General features: G+C 63.8%; 18 protein-coding genes and 1 pseudogene. 5 read left to right on the top strand and 14 right to left on the bottom strand.

Annotated elements, in window-relative coordinates:
- Positions 1-826: 826 nt before the first annotated feature.
- The 5 genes and pseudogenes from LXE91_RS35590 to LXE91_RS35570 form a co-directional block, all read left to right on the top strand.
- The gene (locus LXE91_RS35590) at positions 827-1114 is read left to right on the top strand and encodes a hypothetical protein (protein ID WP_046197101.1); all 288 of its coding nucleotides are present in this window, start codon (positions 827-829) and stop codon (positions 1112-1114) included.
- Between the two features lie 312 nt (positions 1115-1426).
- Positions 1427-2038: a hypothetical protein gene (locus tag LXE91_RS35585; RefSeq protein ID WP_135370813.1), complete on the top strand. Its 612-nt coding sequence runs from the start codon at positions 1427-1429 to the stop codon at positions 2036-2038.
- 151 nt (positions 2039-2189) lie between these two features.
- A complete protein-coding gene (locus LXE91_RS35580; RefSeq protein ID WP_046197110.1) occupies positions 2190-2474 on the top strand; it encodes a hypothetical protein in 285 nt (94 codons plus the stop codon).
- A 12-nt stretch (positions 2475-2486) separates the two neighbouring features.
- Positions 2487-4007: a sensor domain-containing diguanylate cyclase gene (locus LXE91_RS35575; RefSeq protein WP_039371782.1), complete on the top strand. Its 1521-nt coding sequence runs from the start codon at positions 2487-2489 to the stop codon at positions 4005-4007.
- A 283-nt stretch (positions 4008-4290) separates the two neighbouring features.
- A pseudogene (locus LXE91_RS35570) lies at positions 4291-4443 on the top strand (ISNCY family transposase); the annotation flags it as partial.
- Between the two features lie 23 nt (positions 4444-4466).
- Here the strand turns inward: LXE91_RS35570 and LXE91_RS35565 are convergent.
- The 14 genes from LXE91_RS35565 to LXE91_RS35500 form a co-directional block, all read right to left on the bottom strand.
- The gene (locus tag LXE91_RS35565) at positions 4467-5810 is read right to left on the bottom strand and encodes an LLM class flavin-dependent oxidoreductase (RefSeq protein WP_046197102.1); all 1344 of its coding nucleotides are present in this window, start codon (positions 5808-5810) and stop codon (positions 4467-4469) included.
- 141 nt (positions 5811-5951) lie between these two features.
- On the bottom strand, positions 5952-6383 hold the full coding sequence (locus tag LXE91_RS35560) for an ExbD/TolR family protein (RefSeq protein ID WP_039371786.1): 432 nt from the start codon (positions 6381-6383) through the stop codon (positions 5952-5954).
- A 12-nt stretch (positions 6384-6395) separates the two neighbouring features.
- Positions 6396-6818 carry an ExbD/TolR family protein gene (locus LXE91_RS35555; protein WP_039371790.1) on the bottom strand — a complete coding sequence of 141 codons (423 nt, stop codon included), beginning with the start codon at positions 6816-6818 and terminating at the stop codon, positions 6396-6398.
- Between the two features lie 12 nt (positions 6819-6830).
- A complete protein-coding gene (locus LXE91_RS35550; RefSeq protein ID WP_039371793.1) occupies positions 6831-7757 on the bottom strand; it encodes a MotA/TolQ/ExbB proton channel family protein in 927 nt (308 codons plus the stop codon).
- A gap of 69 nt (positions 7758-7826) precedes the next feature.
- Positions 7827-8522 carry an energy transducer TonB gene (locus LXE91_RS35545; protein WP_039371796.1) on the bottom strand — a complete coding sequence of 232 codons (696 nt, stop codon included), beginning with the start codon at positions 8520-8522 and terminating at the stop codon, positions 7827-7829.
- Positions 8523-8684: 162 nt separating this feature from the next.
- The gene (locus LXE91_RS35540) at positions 8685-9734 is read right to left on the bottom strand and encodes an LLM class flavin-dependent oxidoreductase (RefSeq protein ID WP_063779156.1); all 1050 of its coding nucleotides are present in this window, start codon (positions 9732-9734) and stop codon (positions 8685-8687) included.
- A 79-nt stretch (positions 9735-9813) separates the two neighbouring features.
- Positions 9814-11625 (bottom strand): amino acid ABC transporter permease/ATP-binding protein, encoded by a 1812-nt coding sequence (locus LXE91_RS35535; RefSeq protein WP_076841483.1) that lies wholly within the window; start codon positions 11623-11625, stop codon positions 9814-9816.
- On the bottom strand, positions 11625-12947 hold the full coding sequence (locus LXE91_RS35530; RefSeq protein WP_039372021.1) for an LLM class flavin-dependent oxidoreductase: 1323 nt from the start codon (positions 12945-12947) through the stop codon (positions 11625-11627). The genes LXE91_RS35535 and LXE91_RS35530 overlap by 1 nt, the downstream gene beginning before the upstream one ends.
- Before the next feature lie 43 nt (positions 12948-12990).
- Positions 12991-13992 carry an LLM class flavin-dependent oxidoreductase gene (locus LXE91_RS35525; RefSeq protein WP_039371798.1) on the bottom strand — a complete coding sequence of 334 codons (1002 nt, stop codon included), beginning with the start codon at positions 13990-13992 and terminating at the stop codon, positions 12991-12993.
- Positions 13993-14143: 151 nt separating this feature from the next.
- Positions 14144-16621, bottom strand: a complete 2478-nt coding sequence (locus LXE91_RS35520; protein ID WP_039371802.1) for a TonB-dependent receptor plug domain-containing protein — start codon at positions 16619-16621, stop codon at positions 14144-14146.
- Positions 16622-16739: 118 nt separating this feature from the next.
- Positions 16740-17681 carry an ABC transporter substrate-binding protein gene (locus LXE91_RS35515; RefSeq protein WP_039371804.1) on the bottom strand — a complete coding sequence of 314 codons (942 nt, stop codon included), beginning with the start codon at positions 17679-17681 and terminating at the stop codon, positions 16740-16742.
- 30 nt (positions 17682-17711) lie between these two features.
- Positions 17712-18269, bottom strand: a complete 558-nt coding sequence (locus LXE91_RS35510) for a GNAT family N-acetyltransferase (RefSeq protein WP_039371806.1) — start codon at positions 18267-18269, stop codon at positions 17712-17714.
- Positions 18270-18487: 218 nt separating this feature from the next.
- Positions 18488-20020, bottom strand: coding sequence for an MFS transporter (locus LXE91_RS35505; RefSeq protein WP_039371809.1), 1533 nt, complete (start codon positions 20018-20020; stop codon positions 18488-18490).
- Between the two features lie 4 nt (positions 20021-20024).
- Positions 20025-20570, bottom strand: a complete 546-nt coding sequence (locus LXE91_RS35500) for a GNAT family N-acetyltransferase (RefSeq protein ID WP_046197103.1) — start codon at positions 20568-20570, stop codon at positions 20025-20027.
- Position 20571: the final 1 nt, after the last annotated feature.

Below are 20571 nucleotides of genomic sequence, written 5' to 3'. Positions count from 1 at the left end.
CGAAGCAAGTGCCAATACCGCACCGAACAGGGTCGCGGCCAGGCGACCGCGTGCCGCGAGCACGGCGGGGGCCGTGCCTGCTTTCTGATCGTGATTCAATTCGGATCGTTCCTGACGTGAAGCGATGCCGACGCCTGGGGCGCCGGTAGGGCCCGGATGAGATTCAGCGGACGGATTCGACAGTCCAGGGGCAGCCACGCATACTCGCCGGACCGCTGCGCCCCGCTGGGGCATGTGCATGGAGCAGCCACGTCGAGGAAGACGTCGTTCGCGCACATCAGATGCCGAGGCACGGGGATGCCGTGGGACGACGTGCCCGCGAGCGCATTGCGACTCTTGAATCCGATTCTGCATCGGCAGCCGATACGACGGTGACTTGAAGTGCTCCGACGGCGTGCTTGTTCGAGAAATATTTGTCGCCGCCCGTCTTCTCGATCAACACCCCACGCGGCAAAACTTCCCTTCCATAAAGGACGGACACACGGCACGCAATTGCCGGTGTCCGCAAAGTCCACACCACAAATAGCGGAAGCCGCCTCGCATTCCGGCTCTCGATTCCAGAAGCGCCGACGGAACGATCGGCAAGCATCGCACTGGATGCTCCTTCCAAATTGGCCATGTTTGTATTTCCCCGACTTATATATTTTTTAAACTACCATGCCGCCACTCAAAATTTCGCACCCTTACATAAATTTATATTTTTGATATGGCATCGCAACTGTTGCGAAAGCATCTCGACGGGTGCTTGTCGCTTGGCGAGCTGATGTGATTTGCATGCTCCGGTTCGAAACGATCGACAGGACAACCGAGATTATCCCGACCGAAGATGACCTGCTTGTGGCATCCGGCATGCCATGTGCACCGCTTCAATTCCAACATCCACCACCGCATCCGCACACGTTTGCTCCACCGAATCCGGAAATTCACGCTCACGCCGATCTCGAGTACCAGCCGCATCGTGGAAGCCCTCGGCGGCACGCTGCTACTCGTCGAACGCGTGATGATTCTGCGCGCGCTCAAACCCGTGGGTGACAACCATGCAAAGGCCGCAAAGCATCTTCGGATCATTCGCCGGTCGCTATCCATGCGAAAGGCGAAATTCAATATCGATTAGTGTCGGATTTTCTGACACACGTGTCATTATTTGTTGACACTTCTTGTTCTGTTATACCGGGAGAGCCTTGTCTGGTCGTACTCTCCATGTGGCATGCCTATTGCTGTTATTGCGCGCAGTTGCACGCGAGTGAAAAGAGCCGATGGCTGACTTCCGTTGCAACCGTCACGCGGATAAATCTGGAAACTCCATGCGGCGCACGCGTTTTTGCGGCTGGGGTTCAGTCGGCACTGAGACCTGTCGCAACCTCCGCGATCGACGCTTCAAACAATATGATTTAGATTAATACGGCAGATACGGGGATGCTCAGGCATGCGGTTCAGACAGACGACAATGCGAGCCCGACTTGCATTGACTTTCGGCATAGTGGTCGCGCTGGTTCTATTGGTTTCGGTGCTCGCACTAGGCGACGTCAACGATAGTCCTGCAAGTCATGGCGCTCGCGCTGCGCTGATGGGACAGGTCTGTGCAGCGGCAATTCGATGTGCGATCGCCGTCCGCAACCTCGTTCGGGTGACGAAGCCTGACGATGTCCGAGTGGAACGTGTCGTCATGACATGGATACATGGCGATGCCGAGGCGCGGCCGGAACGATTGAACCGTGCGAATGCCTCCAATCTCGACGTGACCGATAAAACCCGTTCCTTGATGACGGAGATCAACCTCATCGAAGCGCGAGATAGCCTCGTGGCTCTCTCGATCGCTGACGCCGCCCTGCAGGTTCAGCGCGAGCAAGCGATCGGGAGGCTTGAACCGATGCCGCCCGCTGCCGGCCGAGTTAGCCGCCACGACCAGTGCCTGTGGCGATCGATGCGGGGAGCCTCGCAGTTGACGCGCGCTAGCGAACCGGACACCACTCGCCTATTCAACTGCCCCCGGCTTTCCCGAGCAGGCTGCATGGGCGGCCCGGCCGCAACGCAATGAAGGTACTGCTGCGACGGCAATCATGGGCGGCCGTGGCAATCCGCCATCCGACGACGGTGTACGCTCCGTTCCGGAGCGAATCGGACGTAAGCGATGAGTTGCTGTCCGAACACAACAATTTCCCCACATGGTTTGCGAACAGGTGACAACGATGAACGTGCAGCCGATCCGGAGCACACTCCTGGTCCTTCTGCCCAATACAGCCACTCTGCGCTTTTCCGCTTATGGATTTGGTTGGGGATATCGTTCGTTTTCGTTGCCATACGCGATCGTCCGTGAGTTCCTGGGCGCCTCGGATACGAGCGAGCAGCAGATAAGACTCGCCTTCGAGCTGAACAGGCTACAACTTCTCAGTGCCATCGTGCCGTGCGCCGAGACGCCCTATCAAGGCGAGGTCATCGCGGTTCCAATCAAAAACCTACAGCCGTCTCCCTAAAAGAGTGCAAGCATGCCTGCATTCGCTTCAATCGATAAAATCGCCGACTGGTCCGGACGAAACCATCTGGTCATCGGTGCACTAGGAACGCTGATATCAATCGCGGCGCTCGGCATCAGCGCGGCGACGCTGTGGGCGTCGCAAAGCGAAGTTATCGATCATGCGCACGAGACGTCACGCAACATTGCCGCCGTCCTGGTCGGCGAAATCGCTCGGACCGTCGACACGTCGAACAGCACACTAATCGCACTTGCCTCCAATTTCAGCAATCCCGCCGTGCGACGCATGGATCCGACGTTGCGCCATGATCTGCTCTTCAAGCGTACCATCGCACCGTACATGACCGGCATGGGCGTGACGGACCGGCACGGCCAGTTGATCGATGGATGTTGCGGGCCGAACCATCGTTGGAACTTCGGCAACCGCGACTACTTTACAGTCCATCGCGATTCTGACAACGTCGGACTTTATATGTCCGATGTGTATCGCGCGCGATCTCGCAATGGAAAGGAATCCATTGCACTATCACGGCGCATCGAACTGCCGGATCATAGGTTCAACGGAATCGCGGTGGTCGCCATCGACCTCGCGTATTTCGATCATCTCCTGTCCGGCCTCGATGTCGGGCCGAACGGGGTCAGTGGAATTGTGCGCATAGACGGCACGGTCCTCGCGAGAAACCCGCCTGCGAACGATAAGCAGATCGCAAGTTTTCGCCGCTCAAAATCCTTCGAGCGGATGGCAAGCAGCGAAGCAGGCTTCTTTGCCGCCCGTTCGAGCATCGACGGCACCGAGCGACTGTATACGTACCAGCGGGTACCGGGAACGCAGCTGATCGCCGTCGTCGCACCGGCCGAGCATGACGTGCTTGCGGGCATTACGCGCCTGTCGTGGACTGTCGGCGTGTCGGCATCCGTGATTAGCGCGGTGTTCTGCGCAGTGGTGTGGCTGCTGGCGTTCGCATTGCGGGACAATCTTCGCAAACAGACTCTGCTCACGGACCTCACGCACACCGATCCACTGACGGGTCTGCGCAACCGCCGTGCGCTCGATATCGCGCTGGAGGACGAATGGGAACGGCTGCAGCGTGGCAACGACGGCAGCCTGTCGATACTGTTCATCGACGCCGACTACTTCAAGCAGTACAACGACCGGCACGGACACTCGCAGGGCGATACGGCGCTACGCTTTCTCGCCTCGTGTATCGGCACGCATACGCGGCGGCGATGCGATCTCGCCGCGCGCTACGGTGGCGAGGAGTTCGTCGTGGTGTTGCCGGATACGGGCGAAAGCGGCGCCGTGAAGGTCGCGGAGGCGATCCGCAGCGAAGTCGAACGCAACCGGCTCGACGGGTTTGCGGAAACCGTTCCGGCCTTCACCGTCAGTATCGGCTGCGCAACCGGTCATCGTGCTCGCCCCGCGTCCGTACAAGCGCTGGCACATCTAGCCGACATGGCACTCTATCGCGCGAAGCGCGAAGGACGAAACCGCGTGTGTTGCGCGGAAACGAAGCCGTTCGTGTGCGTGGCGTGACCGGGCATGATTGAACCTGGCGTCGATCAAGTCATTCTCAAGCACATCGATGAGCACTTCGGCGGCCAAGGCCCGCGGGTGAACGTAAGCGCCCTGCTGCTTCAGGCTCGGCGCTTCAACGCTGAAGGACGGAAAAGCCGATGAAACATGCGACATCTGTATTTAGCTGGCGCTATGACATCTGAATCCGGGCATGACATGAATTGTGGTCGCTAGATTGAAATGTCCGCTTTCGGGTCGCGTAAACTGACCGGCCGCCGGGTGTCCGGCGCCGGAGGCTTCGATGGCTGCAACGGAACGGATCACGATGACGATGCGAGAGCTGGACCGATTCAAGGCCATTCAGGACGTAGCCGACGGCAAGCTCAAGCCATGGCGTGCGCCCGAACGGCTCGCGTTGACGACACGCCAGGTTCGCCGACTGGTCGCCCGGCTGCCCCGAATCGCGTTTGTGCCGAATCATGCAGCAGAATAGCGATTACTCGGATAGCGCACGCCCAGATGGTCACGCAAGGTCGTGCCTTCGTACTCGCTACGAAACAGGCCTCTCTCCCGAAGGATCGGCACCACCTGCTCGACGAAGTCGGTGAATGCTCTTGGCGTACCGCCGCCGACGATGAAACCGTCCGCGGCGGCAGCGTCGAACCATTCCTGCAAGCCGTCCGCAATATGCTCGGGCGTACCGATGAAACGCGGCCGCGGCGCAGCGGCTTCGAGCGCGACCTGGCGCAACGTCAGTCCCCGCGCGCGCGCATTGCGCTTGATCTCGTCAGTCCCGCTGCGAAAACTGTTGCTGCCGAGTTCGCCCAACTCGGGAAACGGCTCGTCCAGCGCATACTGGCCGAAATCGTGATGTTCGAAAAATCGCCCCAGATGGTCGAGCGCGCTGCCGATCGTGATCAGTTTCAGGCTCTCCTGGTATTGCTGCTCCGCGTCCTCGGCTGTCCGCCCGACGATCACGCCGATCCCCTGAAAAATCTTCAGATCGGCAGGTTGACGCCCCTGCTCGATCACCTGCTGCTTGAGATCCGCATAGAACTCGCGCGCTTGAGCGAGCGTATCGTGATGGGTGAAAACCGCGTCCGCATGCGTGGCCGCGAGCTGCTTGCCGGCTTCGGACGCACCGGCCTGAAACAGGATCGGGCGAGCCTGGGGCGTACGCCCCACGTTCAGCGGCCCCTCGACCGAGAAATACTTGCCCTTGTGATCGAGCGTATGGAGCTTGGCCGGATCGAAGAACACCCCGCTCGCGCGGTCGCGCACGAAAGCGTCTTCCTCCCATGAATCCCAGAGCCCCTTCGTCACCTCGAGATATTCGTCGGCGATCCGGTAACGCTCATCATGTTCCGGATGCTCGGTGCGTGAGAAATTCCGTGCGGAGCCTTCAAGCGGCGACGTCACGACATTCCAGCCCGCTCGCCCGCGGCTCAGGTGATCGAGGCTCGCGAACTGTCGGGCAACCGTGAACGGCTCGCTGTACGACGTCGACAGCGTTCCCACCAGCCCCACCCGCTCGGTGACGGCCGACAGTGCCGACAGCAGCGTGAGCGGCTCGAAACGATTCAGGAAGTGCGGGATCGATTTCGCGTTGATATGCAGCCCGTCCGCGACGAACACGAAGTCGAACTTTGCCGCCTCGGCCTGGCGGGCCACGTTCTTCGCGAAATCCGGATTGATGCTCGCATCGATTACCGCGTCGGGATGGCGCCACCCGGCGTAATGTCCGCCGGGACCGTGGATCGTCGCGCCAAGATGAATCCGCCTGGACCGATCGTTCGTCCGCTCTGTTTGCGCTTCGCTCATGATGTCATTTTCATTGGCTGTACTGACGTTCAAGGTAGTCATGCTTTCGATTTCCGCGTCGCCTTAATCGGTGCGGCGGCACAGGACGCATTGCTGGCCCGAAGAACGACGCGCGGGCGCGCGACGAACCTGCCGCGCCATTCATTGGGTGAACTGTTCGCTACCGATCAACCCGATTTTCGTCGCCCCTTCGCGTTGAGCCGAGGCCAGCACTTCGGCAACGGCGCGGTACGGCGCCGCCTTGTCCGGGCGCAGGCGGATTTCGTCCTGGTCGGCTTCGGCCGCGACTGCGCGGAACTTCGCATCCAGCCCCGCTCCGCCGTGAACCGCCACGCCGTTCCAGTTGACCGATCCATCGGCGCCGACATCGATCTGCACCACCTGAGGCGGATGCGGCGGAACCGGCGGGTTCCCGACCGGCAGGTTCATCTTCACCGAATGCATCTGGATCGGGATCGTGATGATCAACATGATCAGCAGCACCAGCATCACGTCGATCAGCGGCGTGGTGTTGATGTCCACCATCACGTCTGGTTCGTCCCTGCCCGCGCGGGCACCTGCACTCCTGCTCATCGTTCGAACTCCCTAGCCGCCCCGTGCGGGCGGTTGCGTTATGAAGGCGACCTTGCCGATCCCGGCTCGCTCGCACGCGGTCACCACCTTGCCGATGTACTGATATGGCGTGGCCTGATCGCCGCGCACGTGCACGTCCGGCTGCGGCGTTTGCGCCGACACGTCTTTCAGCCGCGCCACCAGCGTCGGCTGGTCCACATGCTCCGTGCCCCAGAAAACGTCGCCCTCCCGGTTCACCGCGATCTCGACGCTTTTCGGCTGCGTCTGCAGCGGCTGGACGCGCTCCGCCGGCAATTGCACCTGGATCGTATGGGTCACCACCGGGATCGTGATCAGGAAGATGATCAGCAACACCAGCATCACGTCCACGAGCGGCGTCGTGTTGATCGCCGAGATGACCTCGTCGTTGTCGTCACTGCCGACACTGATTGCCATGGCGCGCCCCGCTTACGACTGCACCGCCAGCGCCTGCGGCGCCTGTGCCGCCGGCGTCGCGACGCTGCCTGCCGCGCGCCGGCCACCCGCGAGCAATACCGTGTGCAGCTGCGCGCCGAAATCGCGCACGCGCTCCATCACGGACTTGTTGCGGCGCACGAGGAAGTTGTAGCCGAGCACGGCCGGCACGGCGACGGCGAGGCCGATCGCCGTCATGATCAGCGCCTCGCCGACCGGGCCGGCGACCTTGTCGATCGACGCCTGGCCCGCGATGCCGATGGCGGTCAGCGCGTGATAAATGCCCCACACGGTGCCGAACAGGCCGACGAACGGCGCGGTGGAACCCACCGTGCCCAGGAAGGCCAGGCCGTCCTGCAGCCGGTTCGATACGCTGGTGATCGAACGCTCGATGTTCAGGTCGATCCAGGTATTGCGGTCGACCGAATCGAGCAGCGCGGTGTCGTGGTGTTCGCCCGCTTCGATCGCATTCTCGGCAATGAAGCGGAACGGCGACGCATCGTCGAGCTGGGCGGCACCCTCGGCCAGCGTCGGCGCATTCCAGACCTGCTCGTCGGCGGATTTCGCGCGGCCGTTGGCCCGCACCTGCTCGACGAACTTGGTGATCATGATGTACCAGCTGCCGAGCGACATGACCACGAGCAGCCCGAGCACGAAGCGGGCGACGAAATCGCCGTTTGCCCACAGCGCCCCCAGGCCGTACGGATTCTCGACTGTTGCCGACGTCGCGGGCTCGGGCGGCGGCACCGCGCTTGCGGTAGCCGGCGCGGCGGAGGTCGGCGCCCCGCCGGAGGCCGCCTGGCTCGGCGCGGACGCCGCTGCTTGCTGTGCAAGCACGGCTTGCGGTGCGACCAGCGTGCCGCCGATGCCGGCCGTGATCATCAGACTTGCCGCGACCGCGGCGCGAAAGCGCTTGTTCATAAGGACTCCGTATGCGTCATGTATCGATGTGAAAAACCGGCCCGGTCGAACGGCTTGCCGTGGCCAGCGTCAATTCAGGTTGAAGGAAAACGGTACGCGCACGCGCACGGGCTCCCCCTGCGCAATGCAGTGAAACCGCTTGACCGCGTTGAGCGCCGCACGATTGAGCACCGGGTCGGCCGGCTGCGCGACCCGCAGGTTCGTGACGCGGCCGTCCGGGTCCACCGTGAATTCGACCGTGACATCGCCCGTGATGTTGTTGTCCTGCGCCTCCGACGGGTAGACGATCGACGACCGGACTTCGTCCGAATTCGGGCAGACCACGCCGATCTCGCGGTTCACCGGCTTCGCGACCGGCACCGGTGCCGGCGCGGGCGGCGCCTCGTGCACGGGGGCGCTCGGCGCCGGCACGTCCTGGTGCGTGATGGTCGGCTGCGGCGGCGCCTGCACGCGCACCTCGGGCGGCGGCACGAACGGCGGCGGCGGTGGCGCCACCCGCGGCTTCGACACGACCTTCTCGACCGGCTTCGGCGGAGGGGGTGGCGGAGGCGGCTTCACCGGCACGATGATTCGCGTTTCGATCGGTTGCTGGACGATCTGGACGACCCGGGTGGCGAGCCCGTTCACGAGCGCCCAGACCAGCACGAGATGCAGGACGATCGCAATCGCGATGCCGCCGAAGCGGCGCACCGGATGAGTCTGCTTGTTGCCGAAGCGGCGCGGGCGGCCGATTGTCGCGAGCTGTGATTGAGAAGCGGTTGTCATGTTCGGTCCAGTTGCAACGAGGTCGAAGGTGCGTCGCCGCCCGCTCGCCGCGCGTCACGCGGTATGCGTACGCGCCGGGCTCGCACGACGTGCCCGGCAGCCTCCGGCGCCTCGCCGGCTTCGATCACGGGCGGCATTCGATGGAAGGTCATGTCGAGCACCTCAGGCCGCAGCGGACGCTCTCCCGCCAACCGGCTGCCAGCCGAGTGCGGGGGCGATACGCGTGATGAAGTCCTCCAGGATCTGCCGGTAATTCTCGAACGGCAGGTCGTAAGGCAATTCGAGGCGCAACTCATGCACCTGTCCGACCACCGGGTCGGCAAGCAACCGCTCGACGATCTCGTCCGAAGTACCCACGAGATCCGGCGCGAACAGCGTGCGCCGCTCGCCCTGCGGCGCAAGCGTGCGCGCATGGCGGCCTTCGGCGAATGCGCGATAGCGTTCGCGCTCGCGAGCATTCGCACCGTCGGTCGGCACGATCACGCGCCCCAGCGCGATGCGCGGAGCGACGGCTTCGTTCCAATGAGCGCGGTACAGCTCGAGTTGCCGGAGTTGGGCGTCGACGTAACTGTCCGTCCCCTCGCCCGTCGTCAGATTGCCGATCAGCAGGTTGAAGCCGTTTTTGGCAGCCCACTCGATCGAGCGCCTCGAACCGCCTCCATACCAGAGCCGGCCCGTCAATCCGGGCGCATAAGGGCTCACGCGCGGCCGCACCTTGCCCGCGGCCGACTCCACGAACGTGTCGTCGTCGCCGAGCCAGTCGCCGGCGAGATTGCGGCGCAGGCGCGCCACACGCGCATGCGAGAAATCGACCAGATCCGGATCGGTATCGAACAGGCGCTCGCCGAGCAGCGCGCCGTGATTCGGCGCGCCCGCGCTGAGCCCGACATTGAGCCGACCGTGCGACAACACGTCCACGGTCGCGAGATCCTCGGCCAGCCGGAACGGATTCTCGTAGCCCATCTGGATCACCGCCGCGCCGAGCCCGATCCGGGTCGTCCGCTGGCTCGCCGCCGCGAGAAACGTGGCTGCCGACGATACGGCACGCTCGAGATGGCGCTGCCGAACCCACGCGCTGTCGTAACCCAGCGCCTCGCCCACGCGGAACAGTTCGAGCGTCCGCTCGAATCCCGCACGCGCGTCCTCGCCGGGATAATTGCCCGGCGTCAGGAATGCAATATGATCAATGCGTACGTTGCTCACCTTTTTCATCCTTCGACATTTGCGGTGGTCGCGGCCCCTGTCGCCCACGCGATACGCCCGGCGGAACATGCGGCCATGCGCAGCCCCACTACGACAACACCTTCGACAGGAACTCGCGCGTGCGCGGATGCGCCGGAGCCGTCAGCACCGCCGACGGCGGACCCGACTCCACGACGCGCCCGCCGTCCATGAAGACGATCGTGTCCGCCACTTCCCGCGCGAAACCGATTTCGTGCGTCACGATGATCAGCGTGGTCCCGGAACGGGCCAACTGACGAATCACGTCGAGCACTTCGTTCACGAGTTCCGGATCGAGCGCGGAAGTCGGCTCGTCGAACAGCAACACCTTGGGCTTCAGCGCAAGCGCGCGCGCGATCGCGACGCGCTGCTGCTGGCCGCCGGACAACTGACGCGGCCACGCGTCGGCCTTGCCGGCCAGGCCCACCCGAGTGAGCAGCGCGCGTGCTTCCGCTTCCGCCTGCACGCGCGGCAGGCCGGCCGCGACCGGCGCCTCGACGATGTTCTCGAGCACGGTCAGATGCGGAAACAGGTTGAAGCCCTGGAACACCATGCCGACTTCGGCGCGGCGGCGCAGGATGTCCTTTTCCTTGAGCTCGTACAGCGTGCGCCCGTCGCGGCGATAACCGACCAGTTCGCCGTCGATGTCGATGAACCCCTCGTCCACGCGCTCCAGATGGTTGATCGTGCGCAACAACGTCGACTTGCCCGATCCCGACTGCCCGAGCACGACCGTCACGCTCCCGGACGGGATCGCCAGCGACACGTTGTCGAGCACCTTCAACAATCCGAAGCTCTTCGATACGCGGTGAATGCCGACCGCCGCGCCGATGCGCTGCTTCGCCCAGCCGGCCGTCTCCGCACTCGGCGCGGCAGCAGCGTCAGGCCGGGTGTGAGCCACCGAGCTACGGAACGGCAATGCCTCGACCGCAAGACGGCTTTTGCGCAGGACTGCGAAGAGGCCCGGCACGGCGACCGCGTCGCGCGTCGCACCGCGCGCATAGTGGCGCTCGATATGCACCTGGATCGCCGACAGCACGGTCAGGATCACCAGATACCAGACGGTCGCGACCATCAGCATCGGGATCACTTCGAGGTTGCGGTGGTAAATGATCTGCACCGTGTAGAACAGATCCGGCATCGCGAGGATATAGACGACCGCCGTGCCCTTCGCGAGGCCGATCACGTCGTTGAACGCGGCAGGCAGGATCGCGCGCATCGCCTGAGGCAACACGATGCGCCAGGTCTGTCGCGCGCGCGGCAGGCCGAGCGCGGCCGCGGCTTCGCGTTGCCCGTGATCGACCGACAGGATGCCGCCGCGGATCGCCTCTGCCGCAAACGCGGCCTGCGTCAGCGTGAGCCCGAGAACGGCCGCCATGAACGGCGTGATCAGATCCGTGGTCGGGCCGTGCAGGAACACGATGTCCGTGAACGGGATACCCAGCCTGACCGTGTCGTACAGATAGCCGAGATTGTTCAGCAACAGCAGCAGGACGATGGCTGGAATCGAGCGGAACAGCCAGATGTACGCCCATGAGCACGACGACAGCAGCGGCGAACGCGAGAGCCGCGCGAGTGCGAGCGGAATCGCCAGCGCGAAGCCGAGCACCGCACCGAGGGCCGTCAGCAGCAGCGTCTGCCCGAGACCCGCGAGCACGGCTTCCGAGAAAAACCAGTGGGCAAAGACGTTCCAGCCCCAGCGCGGATTACCGAGCACCGAATAGAGGACGGCCGCGATCAGCACGATCGCCGCGACGGTGCCGGCCGTTCTCGCCGGATAGCGGGCGGGAACGACACGGTAATTCGCGTAGTCGGGGCCCGCCGGCGCCGCGGTGTCGGGCACGAACGGTGCGCGGCCGGCAAGCCGGGAGAGGTCGTTCATCACGCGGTCTCTGCGGTTGCGTAGCGGCTCGCGCGGCGCGGCAAGCCGAGATGGTCGCGCAGCGTGGCACCCGGTAACGCGCGGTCGTAGCGGCCTCGCGCTTCGAGTGCGGGAATCACGTAACGGACGAAATCGTCGAGCCCTTCCTTCTGCACCTGGAAGCCGAGGATGAAGCCGTCAGCCGCGCCTGCATCGAACCAGCGGATCAGTTCGTCCGCGACGTCCTCGCCGGTGCCGATGAACCCCGGTTTCGGCGTGGCGACTTCAAGCGCGACTTCCCTGAGCGTCGAGCCGTTTTTCCGGGCCTCTTCCTTGATGCGATCGGTCGTGGAGCGGAAACTGTTCCTGCCGAGTTCGCCCAGTTCGGGAAACGGCGCATCGAGCGGATACTGCGAAAAGTCGTGATGCTCGAAAAAGCGGCCGAGGTAGGCCAACGCCTCGTCGATCGTCAGCAAGTCGCGAATCGCGCGGTATTTCGCGTCGGCTTCCTCGCGCGTCGCGCCGACGATCGGCCCGATGCCGGGGAAGATCTTCACGTCGCTGCGCGCCCGGCCGTGCGCCACCGCGCTGTCGCGCACGCGCTCGGCAAATTCGCGCGTCTCGTCCAGCGACGGCGCGTGCGTGAACACCGCATCGGCATACTTGCCGGCCAGCCCGATGCCCGCATCCGACGAGCCGGCCTGGAAAATCACCGGTTGGCCCTGCGGCGAGCGCTGGATGTTGAGCGGCCCGGCGACCTCGAAAAAGCGGCCCTTGTGGTTCAGCGTGTGCAGTTTTTCGCGATCGAAGAAGCGGCCGTTTGCGCGGTCGCGCACGAAGGCATCATCGTCCCAGCTGTCCCACAGGCCTTGCACCGTTTCCAGATATTCATCGGCGATCTCGTAACGCAGCGCATGATCCGGATGTTCGCCGCCGTAGTTCTTCGCCGAACCCTCGAGCGGCGACGTCACGACGTTCCATCCGGCACGCCCGCCGCTGATCAGGTCGAGCGATGCGAACTGGCGGGCCACCGTGAACGGATGGCTGTACGACGTGGACAGCGTGCCGGCGAGCCCGATCTTCGATGTCGCCGTCGCAAGCGCGGACAGGATCGAGATCGGCTCGAAGCGGTTCAGGAAATGCGGGATCGACTTCTCGTTGATGTAGAGGCCGTCCGCGACGAACACGAAGGCCACGCCGTTCGCTTCGGCCTTCTGCGCGATGCCGGTGACGAAATCGATATTGACGCTTGCGTCCGCCGGGCCGGCCGGATGCTTCCACGAATTCATGTGGCCGCCGGCGCCGTGAAGGATCAGTCCGAATGTCAGGTTACGTTGGGTCATGTTCAGATCCACATGCGAGAAATGGAAAAGGCGCAAATCGCAGTCAGACGACGATCAGCTGCTCGACGCGTGCCAGCGCTTCGACCGATGCAAGACGTTTCGCCGGGTCCGTCACCGGGTTGTCGATCACGAACTCGTCGATCCCGAAACGCTCGTGCAACGCATCCAGTTCCCGGTGCACTTCTTGCGCGGTGCCGGCCAGCACCTGCGGATGCAGTTCGTCGATCCGGTAGTCGGTCACGCCGATCTGGCGCGCGAAATCGGCCGCCGCCTCCGCGCTTGGCAGGTTGACGCTCTGCCCGTCTCCGAAACGAAGCTTGAAGATTCTCAGCGCGCCGACCTGACGTTTCGCGTCTTCGGACGACTCCGCGGCGACCGCGAACAGCGCGAGCAGCGGCACGCGGCCCGTCGCGTCGCGATAGACGTCGATCGACCGCTCGATATTGGCAACGTCGCCGTTGAAGTGGCCCGCGTAGCAGAACTGCCAGCCGTGCCGCGCGGCCAGTTCGGCGCTTTCCGGGCTGCCCCCCAGCAGGATCCGCTGCGGCGGTTCCGCAGGAGAAGGCAGCGCGAGCGCGCCGGCCAGCGGATGATCCGGCGCGACGCCGTCACCGAGAAACGCATCGAGCTCGGCGAGTTGTCCGGCGAAATCCGGCTTCTTCGACTTGTCGTGAAACCACTGCAATGCGCGCGTGGAGAGCGGCAGCCCGCCGGGCGCCTTGCCCACGCCGAGGTCGACGCGCCCGGGCGCGATGGACGCCAGCACGCGAAACGATTCCGCGACCTTGTAAGGGCTGTAATGTTGAAGCATCACGCCGCCCGATCCGACGCGAATTCGGGACGTGTGCGCGAGCAGATGCGACACGACGATTTCCGGTGCCGAACTCGCGAGCCCGGGCGCGCCGTGGTGTTCCGCGATCCAGTAGCGCTTGTAGCCGAGCGCTTCGGCACGCTTCGCGAGCGCGATCGTGAAATTCAGTGCGTCGTGCGCGCTCGCCCCTTCTGCAATCGGGCTTTTGTCGAGAATCGAAAGGGAATAAGACATGAAGCTCAACCTTTTAGAACGGCTGACCCGCCGGCACGAAGCGGCGTCCGGCGGGTGCCGATACAGCGGAAAACACCGGGCAGACCCGTTATTATCGATAACGGATCAACGTCCCGTTACGGTCATTTCTGCTATGGATATGGTCGTTCGATCAGAACAGATAGCGCGCGCGCAGATAATAAAATCCGCCGTTGACGCCGATCGTGCTGCCGCCGCTGTACTGAATACCTTCCAGTTGCGTCTCGAAAGGCAGCTTGCTCGGGCGAACGTCGAACAGGTTTTGCGCGCCCGCCGCGATCTGGAACTGCTTGGTCACGTCGTAGCGCACTTCCAGGTCGGTCACGTACCGCGCGGCCTCCTCGTAGTGAACGAACTGCGACGTCGAGAATGCGTTCGGGCCGACGAAGTACGTCCCCTCGCCCGAGGTCTTCCCGTAGCGCGTTTCATGCAGCGTGACCGCCCACTTGTCGAGACGCCAGGTGCCGCCGATGATGATCTTGTTCTTCGGTGTCGTCGTGGACAGCGACGCGATCTGCTGTCCGTTCAGCGACGGCTTCCCGTTCGATCCGTTCGCCACGTGCGTGACCGACGTCGTATTCAGGTTCACGCCGAAATCCCAGTCCACCTGGCCGTAGCGACCGAACCCGGTGTGATAGGTGCCCGCGAGGTCGATCCCGCGCGTGCGCGTGTTCGCGCCGTTGGTGAAGTAACTTGCGCTGACCGCCGATGCCGGCACCGAGCCCGGCACGCTCAGGCCCGCCCCTTCGAGCGCGGCGATGGCCGCGGCGCCCGACGCAGTTCCGCCAAGAACGATCCGGTTGCGGATATTGATCTGGTACGCGTCGATCGTCAGCTGCAGGTTGCGAACGGGATTGAGCACCAATCCGAAGTTGTAGCTGGTCGACTGCTCCGGCTTCAGCGCCTGCGCGCCGATCAGGCGCGCGCCGGGCGACGTCGTTGCCAGGATGCCGCCCACGGAGGCCGGCGACGTCGTCACGCTGGTATAGGACTCCTGGGCCAGCGACGGCGCACGAAAGCCCGAACTCACGCTGCCGCGAACCGCGATGGCCGGCGAGAACTGGTAGCGGGTGGAAACCTTGCCGTTGGTCGTGTCGCCGACGTCGTTGTAGTGCTCGTAACGGCCCGCCAGGTTCACCTGCCATTTCGGCGTCAGGTAGGTCGACAGATCGACGTACGTGCCGATCACGTTGCGCGAGATGTCGCTCGCGCTGACCGGCGCCAGGCCCGGCAACGCAGCCGACCCGCCATCGATCCACGATGCCTGCTCGCCATTTCGGATCGTATAGGTTTCGCGACGCTGCTCGACGCCCACGGCGACATTCAGCGGTGCGGGCAGCAGCGGGACATTGAATGCCCGCGACAGGTCGAGGTTGTTCGTCAACTGGGTGTTGCTGACGGTCGACAGATGGAAGGTGGTCGGCGTTGATCCCGTTGCCGCGTACAACCCGGTGTTGGCGGAATTGCGCATCCCGAACACGCTGTAGTCGCCGCCATAGGTCGTGCTCAGATCCCATGCCCAGCCGAACAGGTTCTTGCCCTTCACACCGGCCGTCACCGAGTAATCGTTCTCGTTGATCGTTTCGACCGGCACGAACCCGTTCGGGTAGACCTGCGGCAGGACCGACGGTGGACGATAGTTCTGGTACGCGTCGCCGTTGCGGTGCGCATAGGTGCCGAACCCGTAGAGCTCGACGTCGTCGCCGAGGTAGTAGCCGGCGTTGAAGCCGACCGTCTCGCGCGAGCTGGACGGGTCGCCGAGGATCGGGTTGTAATAGCCCTGCCCCTGCGGAAACCGCCCGAAATAGTCGTCGGGCCCCGTGCGGATCGTATGGTTCTGCCGGTCGAATCCGGCGCTCAGATCGAGGAAACCCTTGTCGGCGATGTTCAGGCCGATCGTCGCGGATTCGCTGGTCTTGAAGCCGTCGCCCGAATACGTCTGTCCGTTGGTCGTCGCGAGTTCGCCGCCGTGCGTGTTGCGCTTCAGGATGATGTTGATCACGCCCGCGATCGCGTCGGAGCCGTACTGCGCGGAAGCACCGTCACGCAGCACTTCGATATGGTCGATCAGGCCCACCGGAATGGTATCGATATCCACGCCGGTCGAGCCCTGGTTCAGTCCCGGGTCGAGCGTGATGTTGGCCGTCGTGTGGCGGCGCTTGCCATTCACCAGCACGAGCACGTGGTCGGGTGTCAGGCCATGCAGCGACAGCGTGTCGGTCAATACGCCGGTATCGCCCGAGTACGAGGTCCGCGTGATCGACGGCGACAGTTTCACCAACGCATCGCGCAGGTTGGTCTGCCCCGTCGCGCGCAACTGATCGCCGCCGATCACGTCGATCGGCGTCAGGCTCTTGCTCGCGCGCGTCTCGGTGCGCGAACCGGTGATCACGACGCGGTCCTGAACCTGTACCTTGCCGTCCGGCGCGGCCGAAGCCGACGATGCCGGTGCGACCGCGCTACTCGCCGGTGTCGCGACCGCTGCCGCTGCGTCCCCCGCTCCCGCTTCCTGCGCCCAGGCCGCGCCATGAAAAACGCCAGCCGCCACCGCCACCGATATCACCGTCCTGCGCGTCTTCGGCGAAACCCCTTCGCCCCGTTTGTGCTGCATGATTTCTCTGCCCCTTGTCGATTGAAGGCACGTTGCAAGCTGCCTTTCAGTAGTAGTACATATGATTTATAAAACGCCATTCTCAGCGGCGGTCCTTCTTCATCCGCTCAAGACCGAATCAGAGATCGGGAAGCCCCGGCGGATTCGTCGACGCTTTCGTGATCGCCTCACTTTCGAGATTCCAGCGGCTCAGTACCTGGCGATATTTGCCGTTCTGAATGAGGTCGTTGATCGCATAGGTAATGGGCGCCGCGAGCCCGCCGTCCTTGCGAGTCGTGACAGCGAGCTCTGCCGTGCGCGGCCACCCGCCGCTTACCGCGCCGACCTGCCTGATCTTCGCACCCTGGCTCACCTGGTAAGCCAACACCGCATTGACGCTGAAAATCGCGTCGGCGCGTCCCGATGCCAGCGCCAGCGTGCGCACGGAGGGATCCTCGTAATACAGCACGTGAATCGGCTTCAGCCCGTGTGCGACGTTTTCCTTGTCCCATGCCAACAGGATTTTTTCCTGGTTGGTGCCCGAGTCACCGATGACCCGCAGTCCGGCGATATCCTTCGGCTCGCGAATCTGCTTGATCGCGCTGTTCTGCTCGACGTAGAAGCCGAGCACGTCGCGTCGATAGGTCGAGAAGTCGAACTTCTGCTTGCGCGCCTCGGTCACGGTCACGTTCGACAGTACCGCGTCGACTTTCCCCGACGCGACGGCGAGCGGCCAGTCTGCCCACGCGAGCGGCACGAGCTTGAGCTTCAGGCCGAGTTCGTCCGCCACCAGTTGCGCGAGATCCGGATCGGCCCCGACGATCGTTTTCGCATCCGTGGCATACACACTGATCGGCGGAACACTCACCGAGATCCCGACCGTCAGCACGCCCTTCTCGACGAAGCGGAAGTTCTCCGGAATCAGCTTGATGGCCGCGGCGTCCGGCGTGCCGCGCGGGCGATCTTGCTGATCGGGGCTCAGATTCAACGATGGCGCCGACTGTGCGAGGCCGGCCACCCCCATGACGACGAGGGCAAGCGCACCGGACACTGCCAGGCTGATTCCGCGACGACGATTCATGTTTCGATATCCCGTAGAAGTATTCATCCGTCATGCGCCGAACGGCCGACCCAACGGCCGGTCCGGCTTCAAATCCTGCAAACGATCGGTACGGCCAGGCTCGAGCAGATCCTTGGCGAACGGCAGCCGCCAATGCACTTCCGGTGCGATCGCCGGATCGTATAGCGGGACATAGCCGGTGCCGGCATAGAGCGCGGAGGCCTCCGGTTGACGAAATCCGGTCGTGAGATAGACGCGCCGGTAGCCTTGCCGCAACGCACGGGATTCCAGTTCGGCCACCACGCGGCGCGCAACGCCCTGGCGACGCACGCCGGAATGCGCCCAGATGCGCTTGAGCTCGGCGGTCGTTGCGTCGTAGCGCTGGAATGCGCCGCCCCCCACGACTTCGTCACCCCGGCGAATCAGCACGAAGGCGCCGTCGGGCGGTGCAAACAGTGCGGCCGGATATGCCAGGAGTTCATCACGCACGACTTCCGCGGGCACCGAGCGAAAGTCCTGATATCGCGTGGAATACTCGACCGACAACTCGTCGAACATGGGCAGCGCGAGCGGGTCAAGCGGGGAGGTGTCGATTACTTCGTCTGTCACGGATACGCCAGATGCTTCGAGTCATCTGCCTCTGATTTGCCGGATTGGATCGATTTGTTCGACACGGTTAACTTCCTGTGTCGCGAGGCCCAATAGTGCGCGTTAACCATTCATGCGCAAACCAAGCATTTTTGAAATCGTTATGCACACAGATACACATAATCAGGATGACATATCGTAAAGGTCGGAATGCAACAAAAGCATGGATCGTCTGCCGGTCACGTCGTCGGGCACTGTGCTCGCCTGCTTGCCCAGTCCGTGCATGCCGCCACGAACGCACCGGCGACCAACAGCAAGATCGGCATCAGCACTTCGACGAATGCATCTCGGTATGCCGTCAAACCGGCGGAAGACGATGCCTGCACCAGGAACACCCCCGTTCCCCACGACATGCCGATCGAGCACGCAAGCCGCTGCGATAACTGCAGAAACCCTGCAGCCAGCCCACGCCCCTCATCCTGGCCGATCTGCGCGAGCGTCATCGCCTGATTCGGCGCATGAATCAGGCCGCCGGCGACGCCCTGCAGCAACGCGATCGCGGGATACGTGAGTACGATCCAGCGAATCTCGAAGAATTCGGCCGCGCAACCTTGCGCGGCCACGGCAAGCGCATGACACGCGATCGCGAACACGGTTCCGCCGCGGCCGAAACGCCGGACGAAACGCCAGCTCCACATCGCCGATGCGGTCGATGCCAGCGCGGCAGGAATCGACAGCGCCGCATAGAGCAGCGGGTCGACATGCAAGCCGTCGAGAAAGAACAACGCACTGACCATCCCGAGCGTGACGCCCGCTGCGAACTGGCACATCGCGACGATCGTACCGAGCACATAGCCGCGCGAGCCGACCAGACTGCGCGACAGGATCGGTGTGCCGCCGCGACGCTGATACGCGGCTTCCCACGCGAGAAACAACGGCAGCCCGGCCAACGCGACCGCGAGGCACACGCGCCGCGACGGCATCGCGGCACTTCCGACCAACGTGGCGAGCATGAGCGCGAGCGTGATCGCGGACAAAAGAATCAACCCGATCAGGTCGATCGAAAACCGGCGAGCCGACGGCCGGTGGCGCGGCAAATACCGAAGCGCCACGCAGAAGACGGCAACGCCGAACGGGGCATTGACGAGGAACAGCAGCCGCCAGCCGATGTCCGTCGGAACCGATGCAAGAACCAGCCCACCGAGAAGCGGGCCGACGAGCGCAGACAAGCCGCCGGCCATCGCGTATCGCCCGAGCGCCCTGGCTTGCGCCGTGCCGGTGAACAAGTCCTGGATCAGGCCGAATATCTGCGTATTGATCATCCCCGCGCCGAGCCCTTGCAGCACGCGTGCGGCGATCACCGTTCGCGCATCGTCCGCCAATCCGCCCAGTACGCTGAAACCGGTAAACATCGCGAGCCCGACCAGAAACAGCAGGCGGCGCCCGATCACGTCGCCCAGCCGGCCGGCAGGGACGAGCGCGATACCGAACGCGATGGAATAAACCGACGTGATCAGCTGTATTTCCGCTGTCGACGCGCGCAGTCCGCTCCTGAGCGCCGGCACCGCAAGCGTGAAGATCGCCTGATCGAGAAGCGTGGTGAAGCCCATCGCGACGCAGATGCCCAGCACGATGTCGGCACGGGTGTCGTGCGAAGCACCGCGCGCATCGAGCCGTCGCACGAGCCAGCCGAACCGGCCGGACGGTCGCGCGCGGGCAACGGCATCTGCAAGCTCGGTGTGCACGCAAGCGTGCGGCTCGTCCGGCGTCATCGACTCATTCCACGTGGCCGGTATGCACCGGCTGAACCGGCAGCAGATATTTCTCGAACAACACGCCGGGCGGCGCATCCTCGCCGAAATCGTGCGACGACAGCAGCGTATAGCCGGAGGACCGGTAAAGGCCGACCGCTTCGGGTTGCCGCGGCCCGGTTCCCAGATGCACGCGCGTGTAGCCTTGCCGGCCAGCCTGCGCTTCCAGCTCGGCCAGTACGCGCCGCGCCAACCCCTGACGCCGATGCGCGCGACTGACCCAGATGCGCTTGAACTCCGCGGTGGCCGGCGTGTGATGACGCATGAACGCACCGCCCGCGATCGCCCGGCCCTCACGCAACAGCAGCAGGAACGCGCCATGAGGCGGCGCGAAAGCTTCGACCGGATAGCGCACGAGCTCCCTGGCGAGTTCCTCCTCGGGGATATAAGCCGCGTAACGGCTGCTGTACTCGTACGCGAGCTCGTCGAACAGCGGCTGCGCGAGCGGGTCCCGGGCCGACACATAGACGAGCCGGTCCTGCCGATCCAACGAAACTTCGACTTCAGACATC

The sequence above is a fragment of the Burkholderia contaminans genome (assembly GCF_029633825.1).
Taxonomy (GTDB): domain Bacteria; phylum Pseudomonadota; class Gammaproteobacteria; order Burkholderiales; family Burkholderiaceae; genus Burkholderia; species Burkholderia contaminans.
This window is presented reverse-complemented; position numbering and strand designations above follow the sequence as displayed.